This is a genomic window from Stenotrophomonas sp. CFBP 13724 (assembly GCF_014841975.1).
GTDB classification, from domain to species: Bacteria; Pseudomonadota; Gammaproteobacteria; order Xanthomonadales; family Xanthomonadaceae; genus Stenotrophomonas; species Stenotrophomonas lacuserhaii.
Map to the genome: position 1 here is coordinate 1,151,459 of NZ_JACYUW010000001.1, position 21,930 is coordinate 1,173,388.

A 21,930-nucleotide genomic window follows, 5' to 3' on the forward strand; every position below is an offset into this window, starting at 1 on the left:
GGGGGATGGGCTCTGATGGGTTCCGCCGACCATGGGTCGGCGCTACCGCTCTTCTTTTTTCCCCCGTGCGGTGGCGGCGCACGACAACTGCCCGGCCCAGCCAACAAATCCCGCCTCTGCTCCACCACCGCAAAAAAACCTACTTCAACTTCCTCACGAACTCTTCCGGCGTCAGCCCCGGGGCGAACAGGAAACCTTGGCCGACATTGACCCCCAACCCCATCAGATAGCGGCGCTGGGCTTCGGATTCGATGCCTTCGGCCACCACGCCCAGCCCCAGGCTGCGTGCAATCCCGCAGATGGCTTCGCATACCGCCATGTCCGAACGGTCACCGGGCACGCCCTCCACGAACAACTGGCTGAGCTTGAGCCCGTGGATCGGCAGCCGGCGCAGGTAATTCAACGCGCTGTAGCCCTCGCCGAAATCATCGATGGCCAGCATCACGCCCATCTCGCGCAGCCGGGCGAAGGTGCGCAGGGTGTCCGGGGCGTCCTCGATCAGCACGCGCTCGGTGAACTCCAGCTCCAGTGCGGTGCCGGGAAGATGGAACTCATCCAGCGCCTGGCGCACCTTCAGTGCCAGGTCGTCGCCGGTGAACTGGCGGTAGGACACATTGACCGCCACCCGCACCAGGCCGAGGCCTTCGTCCTGCCATTGGCGGACCTGGCGGCAGGCCTCGCGCAGCGCCCATTGGCCGATCCGCACGATGTCACCAGTGCTCTCTGCGTGGGCGATGAACAGGTCCGGGCGCATCTCGCCCAGCTGCTCGTTCTGCCAGCGGATCAGCGCCTCGGCGGCGATCACCTCGCCGGTGCGCAGATTGACCTGCGGCTGATACACCAGGCGGAATTCATCGGCTTCCAGTGCGCGGTGCAGCCGGCTTTCGATCTGCAGCCGGTCGTGCTGGGCCTGCGCCAGCGCGGGTGAAAACACCTGCCAGCCGTTGCGGCTGCGGCGCTTGCAGTCATACATCGCGGTGTCGGCGTTCTGGATCAGCTGTTGCGGGCGCAGGCCGTCGCGCGGCGCGCACGCGATGCCGATGCTGGCAGTGACCACGAACTCGTCGTTGCCGAATGCAAACGCAGGTTCGAACGCAGCGGTGATGCGCTGGGCCAGCCGTTCGGGCTGGTCGGGCTGGTCGCGGGTATCGCAGATGACCAGGAACTCATCACCACCAAAGCGCGCCAGCAGCCCTTCGGTGCCGATTGCGTGGGCGATCCGGCGGGTGGCCTCCACCAGCAGTTCATCGCCTGCGCTGTGGCCCAGCAGATCGTTGACCGTCTTGAAACGGTCCAGGTCGATGTACAGCACCGCAACCTTGCAGTGGGTCGGATTGGACAGCCGCACCCCCAGGTCGCTGAGCACCGCATCGCGGTTCATGATGCCGGTCAGCGGATCGGTACGCGCCTGGATGCGCAGGGTTTCCTCGGCCTGCTTGCGCTCGGTGATGTCCTGCACGGTGCCGGCGATGCGCGCGGCGTCCACGTCGCCTTCCGACACCTCGCCGATCATGCGCACCCAGAAGGTGTGGCCATCGGCGCGTTGGCCGCGCAGTTCCAGGGTGAAGCTGCTGCGCGCCTCCACGCTGGCCGCCAGCGCCTGCTGCAGGGCCAGCCGGTCATCGCTGCGCAGGCACTCCATCAGCTCGGGCATGTCATCCAGCGGCAGATCCTGGCCGAGGATCCGGCGCGCTTCGTCGGTCAGGTACAGGCGCGCCAGGCCGCGATCCCACTCCCAGCCGCCGATGTGGGCCAACGACTGGGCGCGGTCGAACAGCGCGTTGTTGCGCTTGAGTTCGGTGATGTCGCTGAACATCGCGAACACATGGTCGGCGTGGTCGCGCCCGTTGCCGAACACCGGCACGTTGGTGATCGACAACCACAGCATGCGGCCGCGCGGTCGGTGGTACAGCCCGACGATGGTGCTGCGGATGACCCGGCCCGCCTGGAAGCAACGGTTGGCCGGCCATTGGTCATGGCCCAGCAGGTGCCCGTGTTCGTCCACCACGATCCAGTCGCGCGGGTCGAGCAGGGTCTGCAGGCTGGAACCGGTGCCGGCCGTGCCCAGGATCCGGTGCGCGGCCGGGTTGGCCGATAGCACGTGCAATTCGCGATCGAACAGGATCACGCCCTTGTCGATGGATTCCATCAACAGGCGATAGCGGGACTCGGCCTGCCAGCGCCCGCTCAGGTCGCGCGCCACCGCCACGATGCACGGTTCGCCCTGCAGTTCGAAGCCGGCCGAGTGCACCTCCACCGGGAACCGGCTGCCGTCACCGCGCATGTTGGTGACTTCGATGACATAGGTGTCGCCGCGTTGCAGGGCGGCCCAGACCGGTTCCAGGTGATCGCTGGGCAGGTCCGGGTTCAACAGTTCGATCGGCTGGCCGACGATGGCCTCGCGCGGGCGGCCGTAGGCGCGCACACCGGCGCGGTTGAGGTCCATCACCACCCCGGTCGAACTGAGGATGCTGACCGGGTCGGGCACCGCATCGAACAGGGCGGCATAGCGCTGCTCGGCGTCCTGCCGCTGCTGCATCGCTTCGTCCAGCGCCTGACGGGCCTGCTGCAGCAGTGCGTGCTGTTCGGCACGATGGGGCTGGGAAAGGGCGTGGTCCAGTGCGGCCCGTGCGTCGCTCTGCGTGGCGGGGTGTCCGCCAGCGGCCAGGTCGTCGCACGGGCCGCGGCGGCTCATGTCGGTGCCATCGCCTTGCCGACGCGGCTGCCGGTGGGCCGGCCCAGCAGCGCCGACAGCCAGCGGCCGATCCCGGCCAGCGGCTCCAGCTCCACGCCGGTCCGCATCCCCATCCCGTGCAGCAGGTACACCGCATCTTCGCTGGCCACGTTGCCGCTGGCGCCCTTCGCATACGGACAGCCACCGGCGCCGGAGACCGCGCTGTCGACCACGCGCACGCCGGCCTCCACGCAGCTGGCGATGTTGGCCACGGCCTGGCCGTAGGTGTCGTGGAAATGCACGGCCAGCGCATGCATCGGCACCTCGGCAGCGACTGCCTGCAGCATGGCCCGCGCCTTGCGCGGCGTGCCCACACCGATGGTGTCGCCGAGCGATATTTCGTAACAGCCCATGCCATGCAGGGCGCGCGCCACGCGCACTACCTCGCTGACTGCAACCTCTCCCTGATAGGGGCAGCCGAGCACGGTGGACACGTAGCCGCGCACGCGCACGCCATCGTCGGCGGCACGCCGCAGGATCGGTTCAAAGCGCGCCAGCGATTCGTCGATGCCGGCATTGGTATTGGTGCGGTTGAACGTTTCCGAAGCGGCGGTGAACACCGCTACTTCCTGCACCCCCGCCGCCAACGCGCGGTCGTAGCCCTGCTCATTGGGAACCAGCACCGGATAGGCCACGCCCGGTGCACGCTGGATGCCGGCGTACACCTCGGCGGCATCGGCCAACTGCGGCACCCAGCGCGGGCTGACGAAGCTGGTGGCTTCGATGCTGCGCAGGCCGGTGGCCGACAACCGGTCGATCAAGGCAATCTTGTCAGCCGTGCTGACCGGCTGTTTCTCGTTCTGCAGGCCGTCACGCGGGCCTACTTCGACGATGCGGACGTAATCAGACATCCCTGCGCCTCCCGTGGGTGGGGCGGGCGGCAGGGCAGGCAAGGGCAGGGCAGCAGGCAACGATCACGGAACGTCCTGTAGATGAAGTGGCGCACGCAGGGGTGGCCACGAGAGAGATATACGCGGGCCGTCGCAGCAACCGGCCAGCCCGCAGCATGAACGGCTTCACCAGACGGGGCGGATGCGCGCAGCATCGGCCCGGCCCAGCCGCCGCGGCGTGAAGGCGTCGGGTCAGGTGAGGGCAGCCCACCCCGGCGGACGCTTGTCGAGGAAGGCGCCCAGTCCTTCCTGGCCCTCAGCCGATACCCGCAGGCGGGCGATCAGCTCGGCATTGGCCTGGTCGCGCGCATCGGCGTCGGGGTTGGCCAGCACATCACGGACCAGTGTCTTGGCGCTTGCGGTGGCGATCGGTCCGGCCGCCAGCAGCAGGTCCAGCTGCTGCTTGACCGCGGCATCCAACTGGTCGCCCGCCACCACGGCGTGGACCAGGCCGATGCGCAGCGCCGTGGCGGCATCGAAGTGCTCGCCGGTGGCAAACCAGCGCCGCGCCTGGCGCGGGCCGATGGCGGCGATGACGTAGGGGGAGATGACCGCCGGCAGCAGGCCCAGCCGGCTTTCGGTCAGCCCGAAGCGTGCGCTGTCGGCGGCAATGGCGATGTCGCAGCAGGCCACCAGGCCCACGCCGCCGCCGAATGCCGCTCCGTGCACCCGTGCGAGCGTCGGTTTGGGCAGTTCGTCCAGGGTGCGCATCAACCGGGCCAGCGCCAGCGCATCCTGACGGTTTTCCGATTCGCTGGCTGCAGCCATGCCGCGCATCCAGTGCAGGTCGGCGCCGGCGGAGAACGAGGCACCTTCGCCGGCCAGCACGACCGCGCGCACCGAAGGGTCGCGTCCGGCCTGCGCCAGCTCACCGGTCAGTTGGGCGATCAGGCCGTCGTCGAAGGCATTGTGCAGCGCCGGGCGGTGCAGGCGCAGGGTAAGCAGGGCGCCAGAGCGCTCGACCAGCAGGGGATCCGTCATAAAGTCCGCAAATACTCGATACCTGTATGGATCATAGCGGCCCAAAGGTCATGGGCCATGACGCGGCGCGGCGATGTTAGAATTGATAACCATTCTTATCACTGGAAAGTGCGCGAGTGACGCTGTCCGATCTGCCCTTGCAAACCAACGCCGTGGTCGAAACCGTCCATGACACGCACGCCAACGACACCATCGCCCGTCGCCTGAGGGAGCTTGGCTTCGTCCAGGGCGAGTCCGTGCGTCTGGTGGCGCGTGGCCCGGTCGGTGGCGAACCCCTGCTGGTGCAGGTCGGCTTCACCCGCTTTGCGCTGCGCCGCAGTGAAGCCGCTCGCGTCCAGGTCAGCGCTGAACAGGGAGTGCCGGCATGAGCGCGGCGAGCCTGCCACTGCGCGTGGCCCTGGTCGGCAATCCGAACAGCGGCAAGACCGCGCTGTTCAACCAGCTGACCGGCAGCCGGCAGAAGGTCGCCAATTACACCGGCGTGACCGTGGAGCGCAAGGAAGGCCGGATGCGCGCGCCATCTGGCCGCGAGTTCGCCATCCTCGACCTGCCGGGCGCCTACAGCCTGCAGCCGGCCAGCCTGGACGAGGCGATCACCCGTGACCTGTGCCGTGGTTTCTACCCCGGCGAGGCGGCACCGGACGTACTGCTGTGCGTGATCGATGCGACCAACCTGCGACTGCACCTGCGCTTCGCGCTGGAACTGCGTGAGCTGGGCAAGCCGATGGTGGTGGCCCTGAACATGGTCGACGCGGCCGAGCGTCGTGGCATCAGGATCGATGTGCCGGCGCTGGAACGTGCGCTCGGCGTGCCCGTGGTGGAAACCGTGGCGGTGCGCAAGCATGGCGCACAGGCACTGGTGGAGCGGCTGGATGCGATGGTGCCGCACCTCGGCGCACCGGTGGCGGCCGTGGAAGGACAGGGCATCGACTACCACGCGCAGGTACGCGGGATCCTCGATGCCGCCGTCAGCATGCCCACCCGCACCGCCAAGATCGATGACGCGCTGGACCGCTGGCTGCTGCATCCGGTGTTCGGCCTGGCCACCCTGGTGGTGGTGATGTTCATGATCTTCCAGGCGGTGTTCGCCTGGGCGACGCCGATGATGGATGGTATCGAGGCGCTGTTCGGCTGGCTCGGCGAGCAGGCCGGCGCGGTGCTGCCGGAAGGTCCGCTGTCCAGCCTGGTCACCGATGGCATCATCGCCGGCTTGGGCGGAGTGGTGGTGTTCCTGCCGCAGATCCTGATCCTGTTCGCCTTCATCCTGGCGCTGGAAGAGTCCGGCTACCTGCCGCGTGCGGCGTTCCTGCTGGACCGGATGATGGCCTCGGCCGGGCTGTCCGGGCGTTCGTTCATCCCGCTGCTGTCCAGCTTCGCCTGCGCGGTGCCCGGCATCATGGCCACGCGCAGCATCCAGGATCCGCGTGATCGCCTGGCGACCATCCTGGTGGCCCCGTTGATGACCTGCTCGGCGCGCCTGCCGGTGTATGCGCTGCTGATCGGCGCGTTCATTCCCGATGGGAAGGTCGGCATCTTCAACCAGCAGGGCCTGGTGCTGTTCGGCCTGTACGTGGCCGGCATCTTCAGCGCGCTGCTGATGTCCTGGGTGATGAAGAAGTGGCGCCGCGACAAGAGCGAGCACCCGCTGATGCTGGAGCTGCCGTCATACCGCATCCCGCACCCGCGCGACCTGGCGGTGGGCCTGTACGAACGCGGCATGATCTTCCTCAAGCGCGTCGGTGGCATCATCCTGTCGCTGACCATCCTGCTGTGGTTCCTGCTTTCCTTCCCCGGTGCGCCCGCCAATGCGACGATGCCGGCCATCGACTACAGCTACGCTGGCCAGCTCGGCCATGCGATGACGGCCATCTTCGCCCCGCTCGGCTTCAACTGGCAGATCTGCATCGCGCTGATCCCGGGCATGGGCGCGCGCGAAGTGGCGGTGTCCTCGTTGGCGACCATCTATGCGCTGTCGGCGCCGGACGACGATGCGGCGATCTCGGCGCTGACCCCGATCGTCAGTGACGGTTGGTCGCTGGCCACCGGCCTGTCGCTGCTGGTGTGGTTCATCTACGCCCCGATGTGCATCTCCACGCTGGCCACGATCAAGCGCGAAACCAATTCGTGGAAGCAGGTCGGCTTTGCCACCGTGTATCTGTTCGCCGCGGCCTATATCGCAGCTCTGGTCACCTACCAGGTGACCGTGGCGCTGGGAGGCGGTTGATGGAGGCCGGCCTGCTGCTGCAGTACCTGATCGTCGCGGTGGCGGTGCTGGCCAGTGCGTGGGTGGTGCTGAAGAAGCAGTTCCCCGGGACGGTACGCAAGGCGCGTGGCGCGTTGGCGCTGAGCCTGCTGCGCTCCGGCCGGCCGGGTTGGCGGCAGTCGCTGGGCCGACGCATCGCACCGCCAGCCAGTGGCGGCGCGGGTGCCTGTGGTGGGTGTGACAGCTGCGGGCCGACGCCGCCGAAGGCGCACTGAGCGGGTCGGGCGTGTGACGGCCGGCGGCCGTCACTACTGGTGCGATGAACCGTGCCGTGCCGTGCCGTGCCGTGCCGTGGTAGCGCCGAGCCATGCTCGGCGAGCGCAGCGGTAGAGGCATCCACCGCGAGCGATGGGCCCGTGCCCCCTGTGCAAATGCATGGCCAGCCGCTAGCCTTCCCGGATGAACCAGACTCCCCTGCGATTGCTCATCCATGGCGCTTCCGGGCGCATGGGCCAGGCCCTGCTGCGGCTGGCCGCCGAACATACCGATACGCTGATCGTGGTGGGGGCCTACACCGGCCGCGCGCCTGCGCAGCGGGTGGTGGACGGCATCCCGCATTTCGCCGCCAAGGAACTGCACGGCGCTCCGCCGTTCGATGTGGCCATCGACTTCAGCCTGCCCGAAGGCTTCGATGCGATCCTGGCGCTGTGCGTGGAGCGCGGCGCGGGGCTGGTTTCCGGCACCACCGGCATCAGCCAGGCGCAGCGCGATGCACTGGATGCGGCGGCCAAGGCGATACCGCTGGTGTGGGCGTCCAATTTCAGCCTGGGCGTGGCGGTGCTGGATGAACTGGTCGAGCGCGCCGCACAGGCATTGGCTGGATGGGATTGCGACATCGTCGAATCGCACCACACCCGCAAGCTGGATGCGCCTTCGGGCACCGCGCTGACGCTGGGGGCTGCGGCCGGGCGTGGCGGGGCTACGCCGCAGTATGCCAGCCTGCGCGCCGGCGACATCGTCGGTGAGCACCTCGTTCAGTTCACCGGGCTGGGCGAGCGGATCGAGCTGGTGCACCGGGCGACCAACCGCGACATCTTCGCCCGCGGCGCGCTGTTTGCTGCGCGGCAGCTGGCTGAACGGGCACCGGGGAGCTATCGGGTGCGGGATCTGCTGAACGGCTGAACGGGGTGCTCGGGGGGCACTGCGCGAAGGGCCCGCTGCGCTCGCCGACCATGGGTCGGCGCTACCGGTCAGGGGCTGCTGCACGCGCCGGGGTGCGCTCGCCGACCATGGGTCGGCGTTACCTGCAACGTGGTGCTGGCGCCGGACCCCGCATGCGTCTACAATTCGCACTCGCCGAAACACGATAGCCGGACCGGTCCTGAACCGTACGTCCGCGCTTTTTTGCAACCGGTTTTTACCGTGAGCGCAGGCGTGACCTTCGGTACCCCATCGGTAGCCAAAGTGAGATTTCCGTGACCCAAGCCGCAATCCTCGTCCTCGAAGACGGCACCGTATTCGAGGGCGAATCCGTAGGCGCGCCCGGCCTGTCCGTCGGTGAAGTGGTGTTCAACACCGCCATGACCGGTTACCAGGAAGTGCTGACTGATCCGTCCTACGCCCGGCAGATGGTCACGCTGACCTACCCGCATATCGGCAACACCGGCATGACCGACCAGGACAATGAAGCGTCCAAGGTGTGGTCGGCCGGCCTGATCGTGCGCGACGTGCCGCGCCGCCCGAGCAGCTGGCGCAGCCAGGTTTCCCTGCAGGACTGGCTGTTGCAGCGTGGCGTGGTGGCCATCTCGGGCATCGATACCCGCAAGCTGACGCGCATCCTGCGCGAGAAGGGCGCACAGAACGGTGCGCTGATGGCAGGCGAGGGCATCAGCGTGGAGAAGGCACTGGAGGCGGCACGTAGCTTCCCCGGCCTGAAGGGCATGGACCTGGCCAAGGTCGTGTCGACCGAAACCACCTACCAGTGGAACGAAGGCCAGCTCGACCTGGATGCCAACGCGTTCGTCAGCGTGCCCTCGCAGTACAAGGTCGTGGCCTACGACTACGGTGTGAAGACCAACATCCTGCGCATGCTGGCCGAGCGCGGCTGCGATGTGACCGTGGTGCCGGCGCAGACCCCTGCGGCCGACGTGCTGGCGCTGAAGCCGGACGGCGTGTTCCTGTCCAACGGCCCGGGTGACCCGGAGCCGTGTGACTACGCGATCAGCGCGATCAGGACCGTGCTTGAGGCCAAGGTGCCGACCTTCGGCATCTGCCTGGGCCACCAGCTGCTGGCACTGGCCTCCGGCGCGAAGACGCTGAAGATGGGCCATGGCCATCACGGCGCCAACCATCCGGTGCAGGACCTGGACAGCGGCCGGGTGATGATCACCTCGCAGAACCACGGATTCGCGGTGGATGAAGCGACCCTGCCGGCTACCTTGCGGGTGACCCACCGCTCGCTGTTCGACGGCACCAACCAGGGCATCGCGCGCACCGACGTGCCGGCGTTCTCCTTCCAGGGCCACCCCGAAGCCTCGCCCGGACCGACCGACGTCGGCCCGTTGTTTGATCGTTTCGTGACCTTGATGGCCGAGGCCCGCGCCTGATGCGCGTTAGCGCACTGCTGGCCGGGCTGTTGTTGGCCGGTACCGCAAGCGCCCAGCCGGCCACGCCGGCCGAGGTGGCGGTGATCATGCACCAGCTCGGCATGCACGGGCTGGGCAAGAGCAGCGCCGAAGTGCTGTTCAGCATCTCCCCGACGCTGAAGGCGCTGGACCAGGGCGGGCGTGATTGTGCGTCCACCCAGATCGGCAAGCTGCTCGACGCCCACTTCCAGCAGCAGATCGCCGGCAATCTCGGTGAAGACGGGGCGGTGCTGGTCGGCGAATGGAAGCAGTTCATGGCCACGCCGGCCGGTGCCGACATGGTCCGCACCTTCCAGGCCAGCGCGGCGGCCCAGCAGGGCATGGCCAGCGAGGGACCCGAGGTGAGCGAAGCGAACAAGGTGGAGATTGCCCGGTTCATGGGCACCCCCGCGTTCCAGCGCTTCATCGACGGCCTGGCTGCCGACGGCGGGATGCCGGAAAACATAGGCGAAACGATGTCCGCCGCGCTCAAGCGCGAATGCCGCATCGACTTCGACGCGGAACAGATTTCCTGATCGTCAGCGTGCGATCACTCCCCCTTGTCACGCTGTACCGACCTAGAGAAGAAAATGGCAAAGCGTACTGACCTGAAAACCATCCTCATCATCGGTGCTGGCCCGATCGTCATCGGCCAGGCCTGTGAGTTCGACTACTCTGGCGCGCAGGCCTGCAAGGCACTGCGCGACGAGGGGTACCGCGTGGTGCTGGTCAACAGCAATCCGGCCACCATCATGACCGACCCCGAGATGGCCGACGCCGTCTACATCGAGCCGATCAACTGGCAGACGGTCGAGAAGATCATCGCCAAGGAGAAGCCCGACGCGCTGCTGCCGACGATGGGCGGCCAGACCGCGCTGAACTGCGCACTGGACCTGGCCGACAACGGCGTGCTGGAGAAGTACAACGTCGAGCTGATCGGCGCCAAGCGCGAAGCGATCCGCATGGCCGAAGACCGCGAGCTGTTCCGCGTGGCGATGGGCGAGATCGGCCTGGAATGCCCGTCTGCCGCTGTCGCGCACACGCTGGAAGAAGCGCTGGATATCCAGACCCGCGTCGGCTACCCGACCATCATCCGCCCGAGCTTCACCCTGGGCGGCAGCGGCGGCGGCATCGCCTACAACCGCGAAGAGCTGATCGACATCGTCACCCGTGGCCTGGAACTGTCGCCGACCACCGAAGTGCTGGTGGAAGAATCGGTGCTGGGCTGGAAGGAATTCGAAATGGAAGTGGTCCGCGATACCGCGGACAACTGCATCATCGTGTGTTCCATCGAGAACCTGGACCCGATGGGCGTGCACACCGGTGACTCGATCACCGTGGCCCCGGCGCAGACCCTGACCGACAAGGAATACCAGCGCCTGCGCGATGCCTCCATCGCCGTGCTGCGCAAGATCGGCGTGGATACCGGTGGTTCGAACGTGCAGTTCGGCATCAATCCGCACACCGGCCGCGTGGTGGTGATCGAGATGAACCCGCGCGTTTCGCGTTCCTCGGCGCTGGCCTCCAAGGCCACCGGCTTCCCGATCGCCAAGGTCGCCGCCAAGCTGGCCGTGGGTTACACCCTGGACGAACTGAAGAACGAGATCACCGGCGGCCTGACCCCGGCCTCGTTCGAGCCGTCGATCGACTATGTCGTCACCAAGATCCCGCGCTTCGCCTTCGAGAAGTTCCCGGCCGCCGATGCCCGCCTGACCACCCAGATGAAGTCGGTGGGCGAGGTGATGGCGATGGGGCGCACCTTCCAGGAATCGATGCAGAAGGCGCTGCGTGGCCTGGAAACCGGCAAAGTGGGCTTCGACCCGACCGAGCTGGACCTGGGCAACGAGGACGACATGCAGACCCTGCGCCGCGAGCTGAAGGCTCCCGGCCCGGAGCGTCTGTTCTACGTGGCTGACGGCTTCCGCGCTGGCATGAGCGTGGAAGAAATCCATGCGCTGTCCTTCATCGATCCGTGGTTCCTGGACCAGATCGAAGAGATCATCACCGCCGAAGGCGAAGTCGCCGCCGGTGGCATCGACACCCTGGATGCGGCGCGCCTGCGCAAGCTCAAGCGTGCCGGCTTCTCCGACGCCCGCCTGGCCCAGCTGACCGGCACCAACGAAGCGGCCGTGCGCGCGCTGCGCCGTGCGCACAAGGTGCGCCCGGTGTACAAGCGCGTGGACTCCTGCGCCGGTGAGTTCGCCACAGGTACCGCCTACCTGTATTCGACCTACGAGGACGAGTGCGAAGCGGCGCCGAGCAACCGCGACAAGATCATGATCCTCGGCGGTGGCCCGAACCGCATCGGCCAGGGCATCGAGTTCGACTACTGCTGTGTGCACGCCGCGCTGGCGCTGCGCGAAGATGGCTATGAAACCATCATGGTCAACTGCAACCCGGAAACCGTGTCCACCGACTACGACACCTCCGACCGCCTGTACTTCGAGCCGCTGACGCTGGAAGACGTGCTGGAGATCGTCGAGCTGGAACAGCCGAAGGGCGTGATCGTGCAGTACGGCGGGCAAACCCCGCTGAAGCTGGCGCGCGCGCTGGAAGCCAACGGCGTGCCGGTGATCGGCACCAGCCCGGACTCCATCGACCTGGCCGAAGACCGCGAGCGCTTCCAGCAGCTGGTGGACAACCTGGGCCTGAAGCAGCCGCCGAACCGCATCGCCCGCAACGACCAGGAAGCGCTGCTGCTGGCGCGCGAGATCGGCTACCCGCTGGTGGTGCGTCCGAGCTACGTGCTGGGCGGCCGTGCAATGGAAATCGTCTACGGTGAGTCCGACCTGGCGCGTTACGTGCGTGATGCGGTCAAGGTCTCCAACGATTCGCCGGTGCTGCTGGACCGCTTCCTCGACAACGCCGTGGAAGTGGACGTGGACATCATTGCCGACAGCCAGGGCAACGTGCTGATCGGCGGCGTGATGGAACACATCGAAGAGGCCGGCGTGCATTCGGGCGATTCGTCCTGCTCGCTGCCGCCGTACTCGCTGTCTGCCGAAACCCAGGCCGAGCTGCGCCGCCAGGTGGTGGAGCTGGCCAAGGCCCTGAACGTGGTCGGCCTGATGAACACCCAGTTCGCCATCCAGGCCGGTGAGAACGGCGAAGACATCGTCTACCTGCTGGAAGTGAACCCGCGTGCCTCGCGCACCGTGCCGTTCGTGTCCAAGGCCACCGGCATGCCGCTGGCCAAGATCGCCGCACGCTGCATGGCCGGCAAGACGCTGGCCGAGCAGGGCGCCACCAAGGAAATCGTGCCGGACTATTACTCGGTGAAGGAAGCGATCTTCCCGTTCGCCAAGTTCCAGGGCGTCGATCCGATCCTCGGGCCGGAGATGCGCTCCACCGGTGAAGTGATGGGCGTCGGCCGCAGCTTCAGCGCCGCCTTCGCGCGTGCGCAGGAAGCCGGTGGCATCAAGGCGCCGCCGGTCGGCAAGGCCTTCGTGTCGGTACGTGATCCGGACAAGCAGCGCGTGCTGCCGGTCGCCGAGGCGCTGCTGGCCAAGGGCTACAGCCTGGTCGCCACCCGTGGCACCGCCGCGTGGCTGCAGCAGCACGGCATGGAATGCGAGATCGTCAACAAGGTTGTCGAGGGTCGTCCGCACATCGTGGACCGCATCAAGAACGGTGAGATCGTCTACATCGTCAACACGACCGAAGGCCGTGCGGCGATCAACGACTCGTTCTCCATCCGTCGTGAAGCGCTGCAGCACCGCGTGACCTATTCGACCACCATCGCCGGTGCCAAGGCACTGGTGCATTCGCTGGAATTCCGCGGTACCGGCCCGGTCTGGTCGCTGCAGGAACTGCACAAGGAACTGAACGCATGAGAGCTCCCATCACGATGAAGGGCGCGCAGCGTCTGCGCGAAGAACTGGACCAGTTGAAGTCGGTCAAGCGCCCGAAGGTGATCGCCGCGATCGCTGAAGCGCGCGAGCACGGCGACCTGAAGGAAAACGCCGAATACCACGCCGCGCGCGAAGAGCAGGGCTTCATCGAAGGCCGCATCAAGCAGCTGGAAGGCGAGCTGTCGCACGCCGAGATCATCGACGTGTCCAAGCTCAATGCCGGCTCCAAGGTGGTGTTCGGCGCGTCGGTGACGCTGGCTGACGTGGAAACCGACGAAGAGAAGAAGTACCAGATCGTCGGTGACCTGGAAGCGGACATCAAGCTCGGCCTAATCGCCATTTCCTCGCCGGTGGCGCGGGCGATGATCGGCAAGCTGGAAGGTGACAGCATCACCATCGATGCACCGGCCGGCCAGCGCGAGTATGAGATCGTCAGCGTCAGCTACGCAGGCTGATCGATGGCCACGGCAACGCTGCTGCTGGCCGCACGCAGTCGATTCGCGGTGGCCGCGTTGCCCGATGAAGTGGCGCGTGCGCTCGGTCGCGCCGAGCGCAGCGAGCACGCGGCCGGGGAGGGGGCGCAGCTGCAGCGTCACTTCCGCGTGCAGGGGGCGCTCGATGCGCTTGATGCCACCGGCGCCGCTACGATGCCGGCCGCGGCGCTGACCCGCCAGCTGGATGCGGGCGATGTGGCCGGCCACGTCTGGCTGCGCGCCGATCCGGCGCACATGGTGCCGGACATGCACGGCGCGCGCATGATGGGCCACGGCGACACGCTGCGCCCCTCGCACGAAGATGCCGTTGCTTTGCTGCCGGACCTGCAGCCGGTGTTCGCCGAACACGGCATCCCTCTTGATGCACCGGTGGCTTCGCGCTGGTACCTGCGCATACCGGATGACATGACCTTGCCCGTGTTCGCCAGCCCGGATGACGTGCTTGGCGATGACCTTTTCAGCCATCTGCCCAGCGGCGTCGAAGGTCGGCGCTGGCGTGCGCTGCTGACCGAAACCCAGGTGGTGCTGCATTCGCACCCGTGGAACGAGCAGCGCATCGCACAGGGGCTGAGTCCGATCAACTCGCTGTGGTTCTGGGGTGCAGGGCGCCTGCCACAGACCGTGTCCACGCCGCATGCGCAGGTGCGCAGCCGGGACGCGCTGTTGCGCGCCCTGGCCACGGCGGCCGGTGTGCAGGTGGATGGAGAGCAGTCGATGGATGCACTGGTCGACCTGCGTCCGCTGCGTTCGCTGGACCAGTTGGCGAACCAGGCGATCATCCCGCTGCTGCTGGCCTTGCGCCGCGGCGAGCTGCAGCGGCTGGTACTGGATTTCGAGGACGGCGTGCAGTTCGGCTTCCAGCGCTCGCAGCGCTGGCGGTTCTGGAAGAAGCCGCGAGAGTTGCACAAGGCTTGAAGCAGCCCCGCCATGGCGGGGTGGCCCTCGGCGGTACAGCGTGCGACCGCTGTGGAGCGACCTAGTCGATCCTGCCGAGGTACGTCGGCAGCTGCCAGTGCCTGTGGCTCGGAGCGACGCAGTCGGCGCCGACGAACTCGGCGCTCATCACCAGGGTCGCTCCGTCCCAGGCCCAATGCCGGGTCCTCCCGCAGGTGTCCGTGCCGGTCGCCATGCCTTCCTCCACGAACACCGCGTGCGGAGGGAGCGGAAACAGCGCCGCGCCGGAGACCAGGGTGGGGGAGAACGGCGGGCGGTCGCGGACCAGCCACGTCCCTGCTGGAACGATGTAGCGCTCGGTCGCACAGCTCAACACGGCCAGGACATGGCTGGCATCCACCCGTTCGACGCGAAGTCGGCGCGAAGACGCCTGGATGCAGGCGTCCTTGGCATCGGCAACGGGTTGCAGCAGCCGGCGCAGGTCCGCGCGCTCGGCCAGCAGGCCGTCTTCTTCGCGTGTTTCGACCAGCAGCGGCGGCGGTTTCAGCGAAGGCGCCGGCACGGCGGAGGGCACCTTCGATTCCGGCTGCACGCCTTTGCGTACCAGCGCACCTGGGGTGTGCAGCCGCCCCTGGAACTCGTCCATCTTCAGCAGCAACGGGCCGGCACCTCGCTCGGACAACGGCCAAGCCTGGCCCGTGCCATCGACCAGCTCGACGCGATCCCCAGCCGCCAGTGCCTCGATCAAGGCCGGCACGTGGCGATCGGGCAAGGCCAGATCCTCCCCTGGGGATTCCATTCGACCGATCTCGCCGAGGTCCTTTCCCTTGGCGCGCAGCCGCAGCGCTCCCCGCGGCACCGCCACCGTGGCAGAGCGCGGCGCATCCCCTGCGCCTTCCGCCATCGCGATGCGTACGGTGACTGCGGTCTGCGGTCCCGCCGCGCGCTCGATCAGCATGCTTAGCATCAGCGGTGCCAACGGACCAAAAGCCGCTATCCGGCAGGTGCCGGTATTGTCGCAGGCCATGAACGCGTCCTGTTCGAAGAATGCAGCACCGCTGGCCGCGGTCGCGTGTGGCATCGATGCGGCGTAAAGGGCAAAGCCGAACAGGGCGGTTGAAACAGGACGGCGCATGCGATGAAATCCAATGCGTGGGGCGGGCAAGCATGGCTGATCGCGCTTGCTCCGCCAATCCCGATGGTGCCGGTGCGCGGTATCATGCGCATGTCTTCCGCAACCCGGCGATGCCGATGTCCCTTGCCGCCGATGCTGCGCAGCCCACTTCTGATGTGCCGATGATCCGCCGTCGCGATGCGGTGCTGCCTGGTGCCTGGCCCGACGGCACGCTGCCGCTGCTGGCGCGCCTGTATGCCGCGCGCGGCGCGCATACACCCGAACTGGCGCTGCCCAAGCTGGGCAGCCTGCATGCCCCTGAGCTGTTGAGCGGCATCGAAGGCGCGGTGCGGCTGCTGGCGGCGGCGATCGCCGCGGACAAGCGCATCGTGGTGGTCGGTGATTTCGACTGCGATGGCGCCACCGCCTGTGCGGTCGGCGTGCGCGGCCTGCGCATGCTTGGCGCACGCCACGTTGCGCACGCGGTGCCCAATCGCATGGTGCACGGCTACGGGCTGTCGCCGGCGCTGGTGGAAGAACTGGCTCTGCTGCAGCCGGACCTTCTGGTCACCGTGGACCACGGCATCGCCTGCCATGCCGGCGTGGCCGCCGCCAAGGCCAAGGGCTGGCAGGTGCTGGTCACCGACCACCATCTACCCGGCCCGCAGCTTCCACCGGCCGATGTCATCGTTGATCCGAACCTGCACGACGATGCCTTCCCCAGCAAATCGCTGGCCGGCGTCGGCGTGATCTTCTACGTGCTGCTGGCCTTGCGTCGGCACCTGCGCGAGTCCGCGGTGTTCGCCGATGGCAAGGGACCGGACCTGGCCACGCTGCTGGATCTGGTCGCGGTGGGCACCGTCGCCGACCTGGTGGCGCTGGATGCCAACAACCGGGCGCTGGTCAGTGCCGGGCTGCGGCGCCTGCGCACGGGGCAGGGCTGCATCGGGCTGAAGGCCTTGATCGAAGCCAGCGGTCGCGACGCGGCGCGCTTGACGGCTACTGATATCGGGTTTGCGCTGGGGCCACGCTTGAATGCCGCCGGTCGGCTGGAGGACATGGCGCTGGGCATCGCGCTGCTGCTGACCGAGGACCCGGCGCAGGCACGCGACATCGCGCAGACGCTGGAGCAGATCAACGCCGAGCGCCGCGCCGTGCAGCAGACCATGACCGACGATGCCGAGAAGGCCGTGGCCAAGGTGGTGCTGGATGACGACGGGCAGCGCCCGATCGCCGCAGTCCTGTTCGACGCCGACTGGCACCCCGGGGTGGTCGGGCTGGTCGCCTCGAAGATGAAGGATCGCCTGCATCGTCCGGTGGTCGCCTTTGCTCCCGCAGAGCCTGGCGGTAATGCGTTGCGGGGTTCGGCGCGTTCGATTCCCGGCCTGCACATCCGTGATGCGCTGGCGCTGGTCGATGCGCAGCAGCCGGGCCTGATCGAGCGCTTCGGTGGCCATGCGATGGCCGCCGGCATGAGCCTGCCGCATGCCCACCTGGCATCGTTCCATGCCGCCTTCGCCGCGGCCGTGCATCAGATGCTGGACCCGGTGATGCTGCAGCAGCAGATCCTCAGTGATGGCGAGCTCGGCGGCGACGAGCTTGACCATCGGCACGCGGACGCGCTGCGGCTTGCCGGCCCCTGGGGCCAGGGCTTCCCGGAGCCGATGTTCGACGGGCATTTCGAGGTGACCAACTGGCGGGTGTTGAAGGAGCGCCACCTCAAGCTGGAACTGCGTCGACCCGGGGTGGCCGGGCTGATCAATGCCATCCAGTTTGGCGGCTGGACCGGCAATGCGCCGGCACGCAACGTGCACCTGGCGTATCGGCTGGCCTGCGATGATTACCGTGGCGGCACTGCGATCCAATTGATCGTGGAACATTGCAGCGCGGCCTGAAGCATCCTGGTAGCGCCGAGCCATGCTCGGCGGAATCCATCAACGTTCGCGGCCCCGCACCCGGCTGACCCTCACTCCTTGACCGTGGTCACCCGCGTCGGCAGGTCCCACGCACCGCCCGCAGCGACCAGTCGACACAGGCCCGTGGTGGTGGCGGAGGTCGCCACGAAGCGGCGCCCGTCCCAGCCCCAGGTGTTCATCGACCAGCAATCACCCAGACCTCGCCCCTTGTGCGATCCACTGATGCTGCGGCCGTCATCATCAGTGCCGAAGTGGGTGACCAGCTGCGGCTCGTAGGGTGCCTGCGCGTTGACCACCCAGTAACCACTGCCTGCGTTGTAGGCCCCGCGCCAGCAGAGGGCCGATACCAGCAGCTTGTCCGCGCTCAGGCGCTGGACCTTCAGCGGCACGACAGGCTCATCCATCGACACGGTCTGGTCGGGCTGCAAGGCCGCGCAGTCATCGGCCGGGGTCGCGGCTACCAGGGCGGCGCGCAACGCATCGGAACCCGCCAGTGCGGCGTCGGACGGGCGCGCTGCTGCAAGCTTCGCCAGCACCACCACCGGCATCGGCAACGCCGCGGGCACCGACGATTCCGCCTGCTTGCCCTTGCGCATCACCGCGCCGGGCGTGCCCAGCCGGCCTTGGAATTCGTCCATCTTCAGCAGCACCGCCGATGCACCGCGCGCCGACAGCTTCCATTGCCGCTGGTCGTCGCCGGTGAAGACGACGCTGCCCGCGCCGGGACCGGTGACCGAGGCCAACAAGGCGGCCACCTGGGCCGCTTCCAACGTCGCCGTCCCTGCGCCCGCGACGTAGTCGAGCGCGCCCTGGTCCTTGCCATTGATCTGCAGCGTCAGCCGATCAGGCAGCACGCTCTCCTCGTACTGGCCGAGCATCAGGCTCGCGCTGATCGGTTGGTCGGGTCCGCCGTGGCGGGTCAGCAGCACTGATACCGGCAGCTGATCTGCCGCTTCGTCGTTCTGGTAGCCGGCTGCGCGGCAGGTCCGGGTGTTGTCGCAGGCCAGCGTCCAGTCGTGGTGACCGAAGTCGATGCCCACCAGCTCGGTTGGCGAAGCGCACAAGGCGGGCAATGGGGCCAGCAGCAGAAGCAGCAACGAGGGCAGGCGCACGGAGATCCAGGTGTATGAAAGAGGCCCGTGCATGGTGGCCGATGCGAGGGCGCAGGCCAAGATGGCAACAAGGCAAACCCCGATAGGCGCCATCATGCGTTCAACGGACTGTCACCCACGCAGGAGCGTCACATGCAAGGTCTGTCTCGCGGTCTGGTCATGTTCGCCATTGCGGCGCTGGGCATCGCGGCCTACAAGGTGGAGGCACAGCGTCCGATCCCACCCCCGCCTGCCGTCAGCGCGTCGGCTGCCGTTACCGCGCCGGTATTGCAGGTAAAAGGCGCGGAAGTGCCGGTGCAGCTGCGCCATGCCAGCCTGCACGGCACGCTGGCCGCCGGTCTTGCCGAGACCCGCATCGAACTGGAGTTCCACAACCCCAACAGCCGCATCCTGGAGGGACAGCTGGAGTTTCCGTTGGCCGATGGCCAGCAGGTGGCAGGCTTCGCACTCGATATCGACGGCGTGCTGCGCGATGCGGTGCCGGTGCCGAAGGCGCAAGGCCGGCAGGTGTTCGAAGCCATAGAGCGGCGGCGGGTCGACCCGGGGCTGCTGGAACAGACCGCCGGGAACCAGTTCCGCCTGCGCATCTACCCGATCCCGGCGCACGGCAGCCGACGCGTGGCGTTGACCCTCCGTCAGATCTTGCCAGTTGACACGCAGGGCCTGCGCTGGACGTTGCCGATGCAGTTCGCGCATGGCGCGCAGCAGGCAAGCGTGCAACTGGACGCCAGTGGCAGCGGCGCGCCGCGTGCCTCGAATGCGATGCCATGGGATTTCCAGTTGCGCGATGGCCGCTATCAGCTGCAGTGGCAGGGCCGCGGCGCGGAGCTGCCGGCGCAGGCGCAATGGATCCTGCCGCAGGTGCGCCAGCGCGACGTGGTCGCCGGCCTGCATGAGGGCCAGCGCTACCTGATGGCGCAGATTCCAGTGCCGGTACAGACCGTGCAGCGTGCCATGCCTACCCGCGTCGGCCTGCTCTGGGATGCCTCCGGATCGGCGGCACAGCGCGACCGTGTGGCCGAGTTCGCCGTGCTGGATCGCTATTTCAAGGCCATCGCCGATGGCCAGGTAGAACTGACGGTGGTGCGCGACCAGCCCGAAGCGACGCGCGGATTCCGCATCCGCGGTGGCGACTGGTCCGCATTGCGCGCTCACCTGCAGGCGCTGCCGTTGGACGGCGCCAGTGCGCTGGGCGCGTGGACGCCGCAGTCGGGGGTGCAGGAATATCTGCTGGTCAGTGATGGACTGTCCAACTACGGCAATCGCAACCAGCCGGCACTCGCTGCAGGCCAGCGTCTGTATGCCTTGAGTGGTGCCGGCGCGCGTACCGACGTGGCACGCCTGCGTGCCTGGACCGCCCCCCACCAGGGCGAAGTGCTGGTGCTGTCCACGCCAGCTGATGTGCCTGCCGCGGCAGCGCGGTTGCTGCAGCAGGGTGCGGCCGTCATATCGCTGGAAGGCGATGGCATCAGCGGCCTGGTGGCCGATGCCGGTGCGGCAGCGCAGGGCTGGTTGCGGGTGATGGGCAGGATCGAAAAGCCGGAAGGCAGCGTGCAGCTGCGCGTGCGACTTCCGGATGGGCGCATCGATGCCCAGCGGGTGAGCGATCGCGAAGCACGGTTGCTGCCTGGCGGCTTGGTGGCGCATGCCTGGGCGAACGGCCAGCTGGCCGACTGGGCGGGTGATCCGGTGGCCCACGCCGCTGCGCGACGCACGCTGTCACAGGCGTTTGGACTGGTCGGTGCGGACACCTCGCTGGTGGTGCTCGAGTCGATCGACGACTATCTGCAGCACGGCATCCGTCCGCCGCCGCCGCTGCGCGCCGAGTACGACCGCCGGCATGCGCTGGCCACCGTCGACGTGGCGCGTGAGCGCAGCGAGCGGCTCGACGACATCGCGCGGCAGTTCGCTGATCGTCAGCGCTGGTGGGAAACCCGCTGGCCCAAGGGCACCCCGCCGCAGGCGAAGGAGGAAAAGTCCAGCCCGGCCGCGGTCGCCATGGCGGCGCCGTCGGCAGCGGTCGAAGCCTTCGAGGCCCGACCAAACGACAGCGTCACCGCGCCGCCGCCGCCGTCGCCCGCACCCGCACCCGCAGCGCCGCAGGTAATGCTGGCGCGCCAAGCCCCGGGCCCGCACGCCGAGCGCGCTGCGTCCGCACCAAGCGCTGCCAACAGCGGCGAGATCACCATCGCGCTCGCGCCATGGGTCCCCGATGCACCGTATGCCACGCGTCTGCGCGCTGCCTCGGCCGACGCGTTGTATCCGCTGTACCTGTCCGAGCGCGCGCAGCATGCGGACAGCAGCGCGTTCTACCTGGACGTGGCCGACCTGCTGCTGGCCAAGGGACAGCGTGCGTTGGCGCTGCGGGTGCTGTCCAACCTGGCCGAAATGCAGATGGAAAACCGCCACGTACTGCGCGTGCTCGGGTATCGGCTGATGCAGGCCGGTGCGCCGGCGCTGGCGGTGCCGGTGTTCCGTGACGTACTGGCGATGGGCGAGGAGGAGCCGCAGAGCTTCCGTGACCTCGGCCTGGCATTGGAAGCCAGCGGCCACTATCCGCAGGCGCTGGAGGCGCTGTACGAAGTGGTCCTGCGTCCGTGGGACGGCCGCTTCAATGGCATCTCGCTGATCGCACTGGATGAGGCCACCACCCTGATGGCACGCGAGGGACTGGATGCTCGCGCCATCGATCCGCGCCTGCGCCGCGCCCTGCCGCTGGACCTGCGCGTGGTGCTGGGCTGGGACAGCGACAACAGCGACATGGACCTGTGGGTGACCGATCCCAACGGTGAGCGCGCGTACTACGGCAATCGGCTGACCTACCAGGGCGGCGCGATGTCGGAAGATTTCACTGGAGGCTATGGGCCGGAGCAGTTCTCGCTGCGTGATGCCAAGCCGGGCACCTACAAGGTGGAGGCCAACTTCTTCGGCAGGCGCGAGCAGCTGGTCACCGGCGCGACCACCTTGAGCCTGCGCCTCAGCACGCAGTGGGGCACGCGCCAGCAGCGCGACCAGACGGTCACGCTGCGCCTGAAGGACCAGGCCGAGAGCGTGCTGGTCGGGGAGTTCACGGTGAAGTAGGCGATGGGTGCGGGGTGCGGGGTGCCGGTCGCCTGG

At 67.8% G+C, this 21,930-nt stretch carries 16 protein-coding genes; 11 read left to right on the forward strand and 5 right to left on the reverse strand.

Annotation, left to right across the window (positions count from 1 at the left end; all coding sequences use genetic code 11):
* Positions 1–139: 139 nt before the first annotated feature.
* From IFT63_RS04990 to IFT63_RS05000, 3 genes are all read right to left on the reverse strand, one after another.
* Entirely contained in the window at positions 140–2,695 is a 2,556-nt protein-coding gene (locus tag IFT63_RS04990) for an EAL domain-containing protein (protein WP_192083411.1), read from the reverse strand.
* A complete protein-coding gene (locus IFT63_RS04995) occupies positions 2,692–3,585 on the reverse strand; it encodes a hydroxymethylglutaryl-CoA lyase (protein WP_192083412.1) in 894 nt (297 codons plus the stop codon). Before IFT63_RS04995 ends, IFT63_RS04990 begins: the two co-directional genes overlap by 4 nt.
* A 231-nt stretch (positions 3,586–3,816) precedes the next feature.
* The gene (locus tag IFT63_RS05000; protein ID WP_192083413.1) at positions 3,817–4,605 is read right to left on the reverse strand and encodes an enoyl-CoA hydratase-related protein; all 789 of its coding nucleotides are present in this window, start codon (positions 4,603–4,605) and stop codon (positions 3,817–3,819) included.
* 116 nt (positions 4,606–4,721) lie between these two features.
* On the opposite strand from IFT63_RS05000, the gene IFT63_RS05005 reads away from it, so the two are divergent.
* From IFT63_RS05005 to IFT63_RS05045, 9 genes are all read left to right on the forward strand, one after another.
* Entirely contained in the window at positions 4,722–4,973 is a 252-nt protein-coding gene (locus IFT63_RS05005; protein WP_042612821.1) for a FeoA family protein, read from the forward strand.
* A complete protein-coding gene (locus tag IFT63_RS05010) occupies positions 4,970–6,829 on the forward strand; it encodes a ferrous iron transporter B (protein ID WP_192083414.1) in 1,860 nt (619 codons plus the stop codon). The genes IFT63_RS05005 and IFT63_RS05010 overlap by 4 nt, the downstream gene beginning before the upstream one ends.
* Positions 6,829–7,083 (forward strand): DUF6587 family protein, encoded by a 255-nt coding sequence (locus IFT63_RS05015; protein ID WP_192083415.1) that lies wholly within the window; start codon positions 6,829–6,831, stop codon positions 7,081–7,083. The genes IFT63_RS05010 and IFT63_RS05015 overlap by 1 nt, the downstream gene beginning before the upstream one ends.
* Before the next feature lie 184 nt (positions 7,084–7,267).
* The gene (gene dapB, locus IFT63_RS05020) at positions 7,268–7,990 is read left to right on the forward strand and encodes a 4-hydroxy-tetrahydrodipicolinate reductase (protein ID WP_080335061.1); all 723 of its coding nucleotides are present in this window, start codon (positions 7,268–7,270) and stop codon (positions 7,988–7,990) included.
* 293 nt (positions 7,991–8,283) lie between these two features.
* The gene (carA, locus tag IFT63_RS05025; protein ID WP_192083416.1) at positions 8,284–9,414 is read left to right on the forward strand and encodes a glutamine-hydrolyzing carbamoyl-phosphate synthase small subunit; all 1,131 of its coding nucleotides are present in this window, start codon (positions 8,284–8,286) and stop codon (positions 9,412–9,414) included.
* A complete protein-coding gene (locus IFT63_RS05030; protein WP_192083417.1) occupies positions 9,414–9,968 on the forward strand; it encodes a hypothetical protein in 555 nt (184 codons plus the stop codon). The genes carA and IFT63_RS05030 overlap by 1 nt, the downstream gene beginning before the upstream one ends.
* Before the next feature lie 54 nt (positions 9,969–10,022).
* Positions 10,023–13,265: a carbamoyl-phosphate synthase large subunit gene (gene carB / locus IFT63_RS05035; RefSeq protein WP_042612815.1), complete on the forward strand. Its 3,243-nt coding sequence runs from the start codon at positions 10,023–10,025 to the stop codon at positions 13,263–13,265.
* 8 nt (positions 13,266–13,273) lie between these two features.
* Complete coding sequence (gene greA, locus IFT63_RS05040) at positions 13,274–13,738, forward strand: transcription elongation factor GreA (RefSeq protein ID WP_185000279.1); 465 nt, start codon at positions 13,274–13,276, stop codon at positions 13,736–13,738.
* Between the two features lie 3 nt (positions 13,739–13,741).
* The gene (locus IFT63_RS05045; RefSeq protein WP_192083418.1) at positions 13,742–14,692 is read left to right on the forward strand and encodes a phosphoglycerate mutase; all 951 of its coding nucleotides are present in this window, start codon (positions 13,742–13,744) and stop codon (positions 14,690–14,692) included.
* A 61-nt stretch (positions 14,693–14,753) separates the two neighbouring features.
* Here IFT63_RS05045 and IFT63_RS05050 read toward each other — a convergent pair whose 3' ends face one another.
* Complete coding sequence (locus IFT63_RS05050; RefSeq protein ID WP_042612812.1) at positions 14,754–15,806, reverse strand: DUF1176 domain-containing protein; 1,053 nt, start codon at positions 15,804–15,806, stop codon at positions 14,754–14,756.
* A gap of 116 nt (positions 15,807–15,922) precedes the next feature.
* Between IFT63_RS05050 and recJ the strand changes: the two genes are divergently transcribed.
* Positions 15,923–17,680, forward strand: a complete 1,758-nt coding sequence (gene recJ, locus IFT63_RS05055) for a single-stranded-DNA-specific exonuclease RecJ (protein ID WP_042612830.1) — start codon at positions 15,923–15,925, stop codon at positions 17,678–17,680.
* Between the two features lie 71 nt (positions 17,681–17,751).
* On the opposite strand, the gene IFT63_RS05060 is transcribed toward recJ, so the two are convergent.
* Positions 17,752–18,813: a DUF1176 domain-containing protein gene (locus tag IFT63_RS05060; protein ID WP_342450465.1), complete on the reverse strand. Its 1,062-nt coding sequence runs from the start codon at positions 18,811–18,813 to the stop codon at positions 17,752–17,754.
* Between the two features lie 132 nt (positions 18,814–18,945).
* On the opposite strand from IFT63_RS05060, the gene IFT63_RS05065 reads away from it, so the two are divergent.
* Positions 18,946–21,894 carry a VIT domain-containing protein gene (locus tag IFT63_RS05065; protein WP_249404332.1) on the forward strand — a complete coding sequence of 983 codons (2,949 nt, stop codon included), beginning with the start codon at positions 18,946–18,948 and terminating at the stop codon, positions 21,892–21,894.
* The last annotated feature ends 36 nt before the right edge of the window (positions 21,895–21,930 follow it).

Bases quoted from the DNA above. Each gene is read 5' to 3' on its own strand.
- IFT63_RS05015 (WP_192083415.1), top strand. From the start codon at position 6,829: ATGGAGGCCGGCCTGCTGCTGCAGTACCTGATCGTCGCGGTGGCGGTG.
- IFT63_RS05065 (WP_249404332.1), top strand. From the start codon at position 18,946: ATGCAAGGTCTGTCTCGCGGTCTGGTCATGTTCGCCATTGCGGCGCTG.
- IFT63_RS04990 (WP_192083411.1), bottom strand. From the start codon at position 2,695: ATGAGCCGCCGCGGCCCGTGCGACGACCTGGCCGCTGGCGGACACCCC.
- carB (WP_042612815.1), top strand. From the start codon at position 10,023: ATGGCAAAGCGTACTGACCTGAAAACCATCCTCATCATCGGTGCTGGC.
- IFT63_RS05050 (WP_042612812.1), bottom strand. From the start codon at position 15,806: ATGCGCCGTCCTGTTTCAACCGCCCTGTTCGGCTTTGCCCTTTACGCC.
- IFT63_RS05045 (WP_192083418.1), top strand. From the start codon at position 13,742: ATGGCCACGGCAACGCTGCTGCTGGCCGCACGCAGTCGATTCGCGGTG.
- IFT63_RS05030 (WP_192083417.1), top strand. From the start codon at position 9,414: ATGCGCGTTAGCGCACTGCTGGCCGGGCTGTTGTTGGCCGGTACCGCA.
- IFT63_RS05010 (WP_192083414.1), top strand. From the start codon at position 4,970: ATGAGCGCGGCGAGCCTGCCACTGCGCGTGGCCCTGGTCGGCAATCCG.
- dapB (WP_080335061.1), top strand. From the start codon at position 7,268: ATGAACCAGACTCCCCTGCGATTGCTCATCCATGGCGCTTCCGGGCGC.
- IFT63_RS04995 (WP_192083412.1), bottom strand. From the start codon at position 3,585: ATGTCTGATTACGTCCGCATCGTCGAAGTAGGCCCGCGTGACGGCCTG.
- IFT63_RS05000 (WP_192083413.1), bottom strand. From the start codon at position 4,605: ATGACGGATCCCCTGCTGGTCGAGCGCTCTGGCGCCCTGCTTACCCTG.
- recJ (WP_042612830.1), top strand. From the start codon at position 15,923: ATGTCCCTTGCCGCCGATGCTGCGCAGCCCACTTCTGATGTGCCGATG.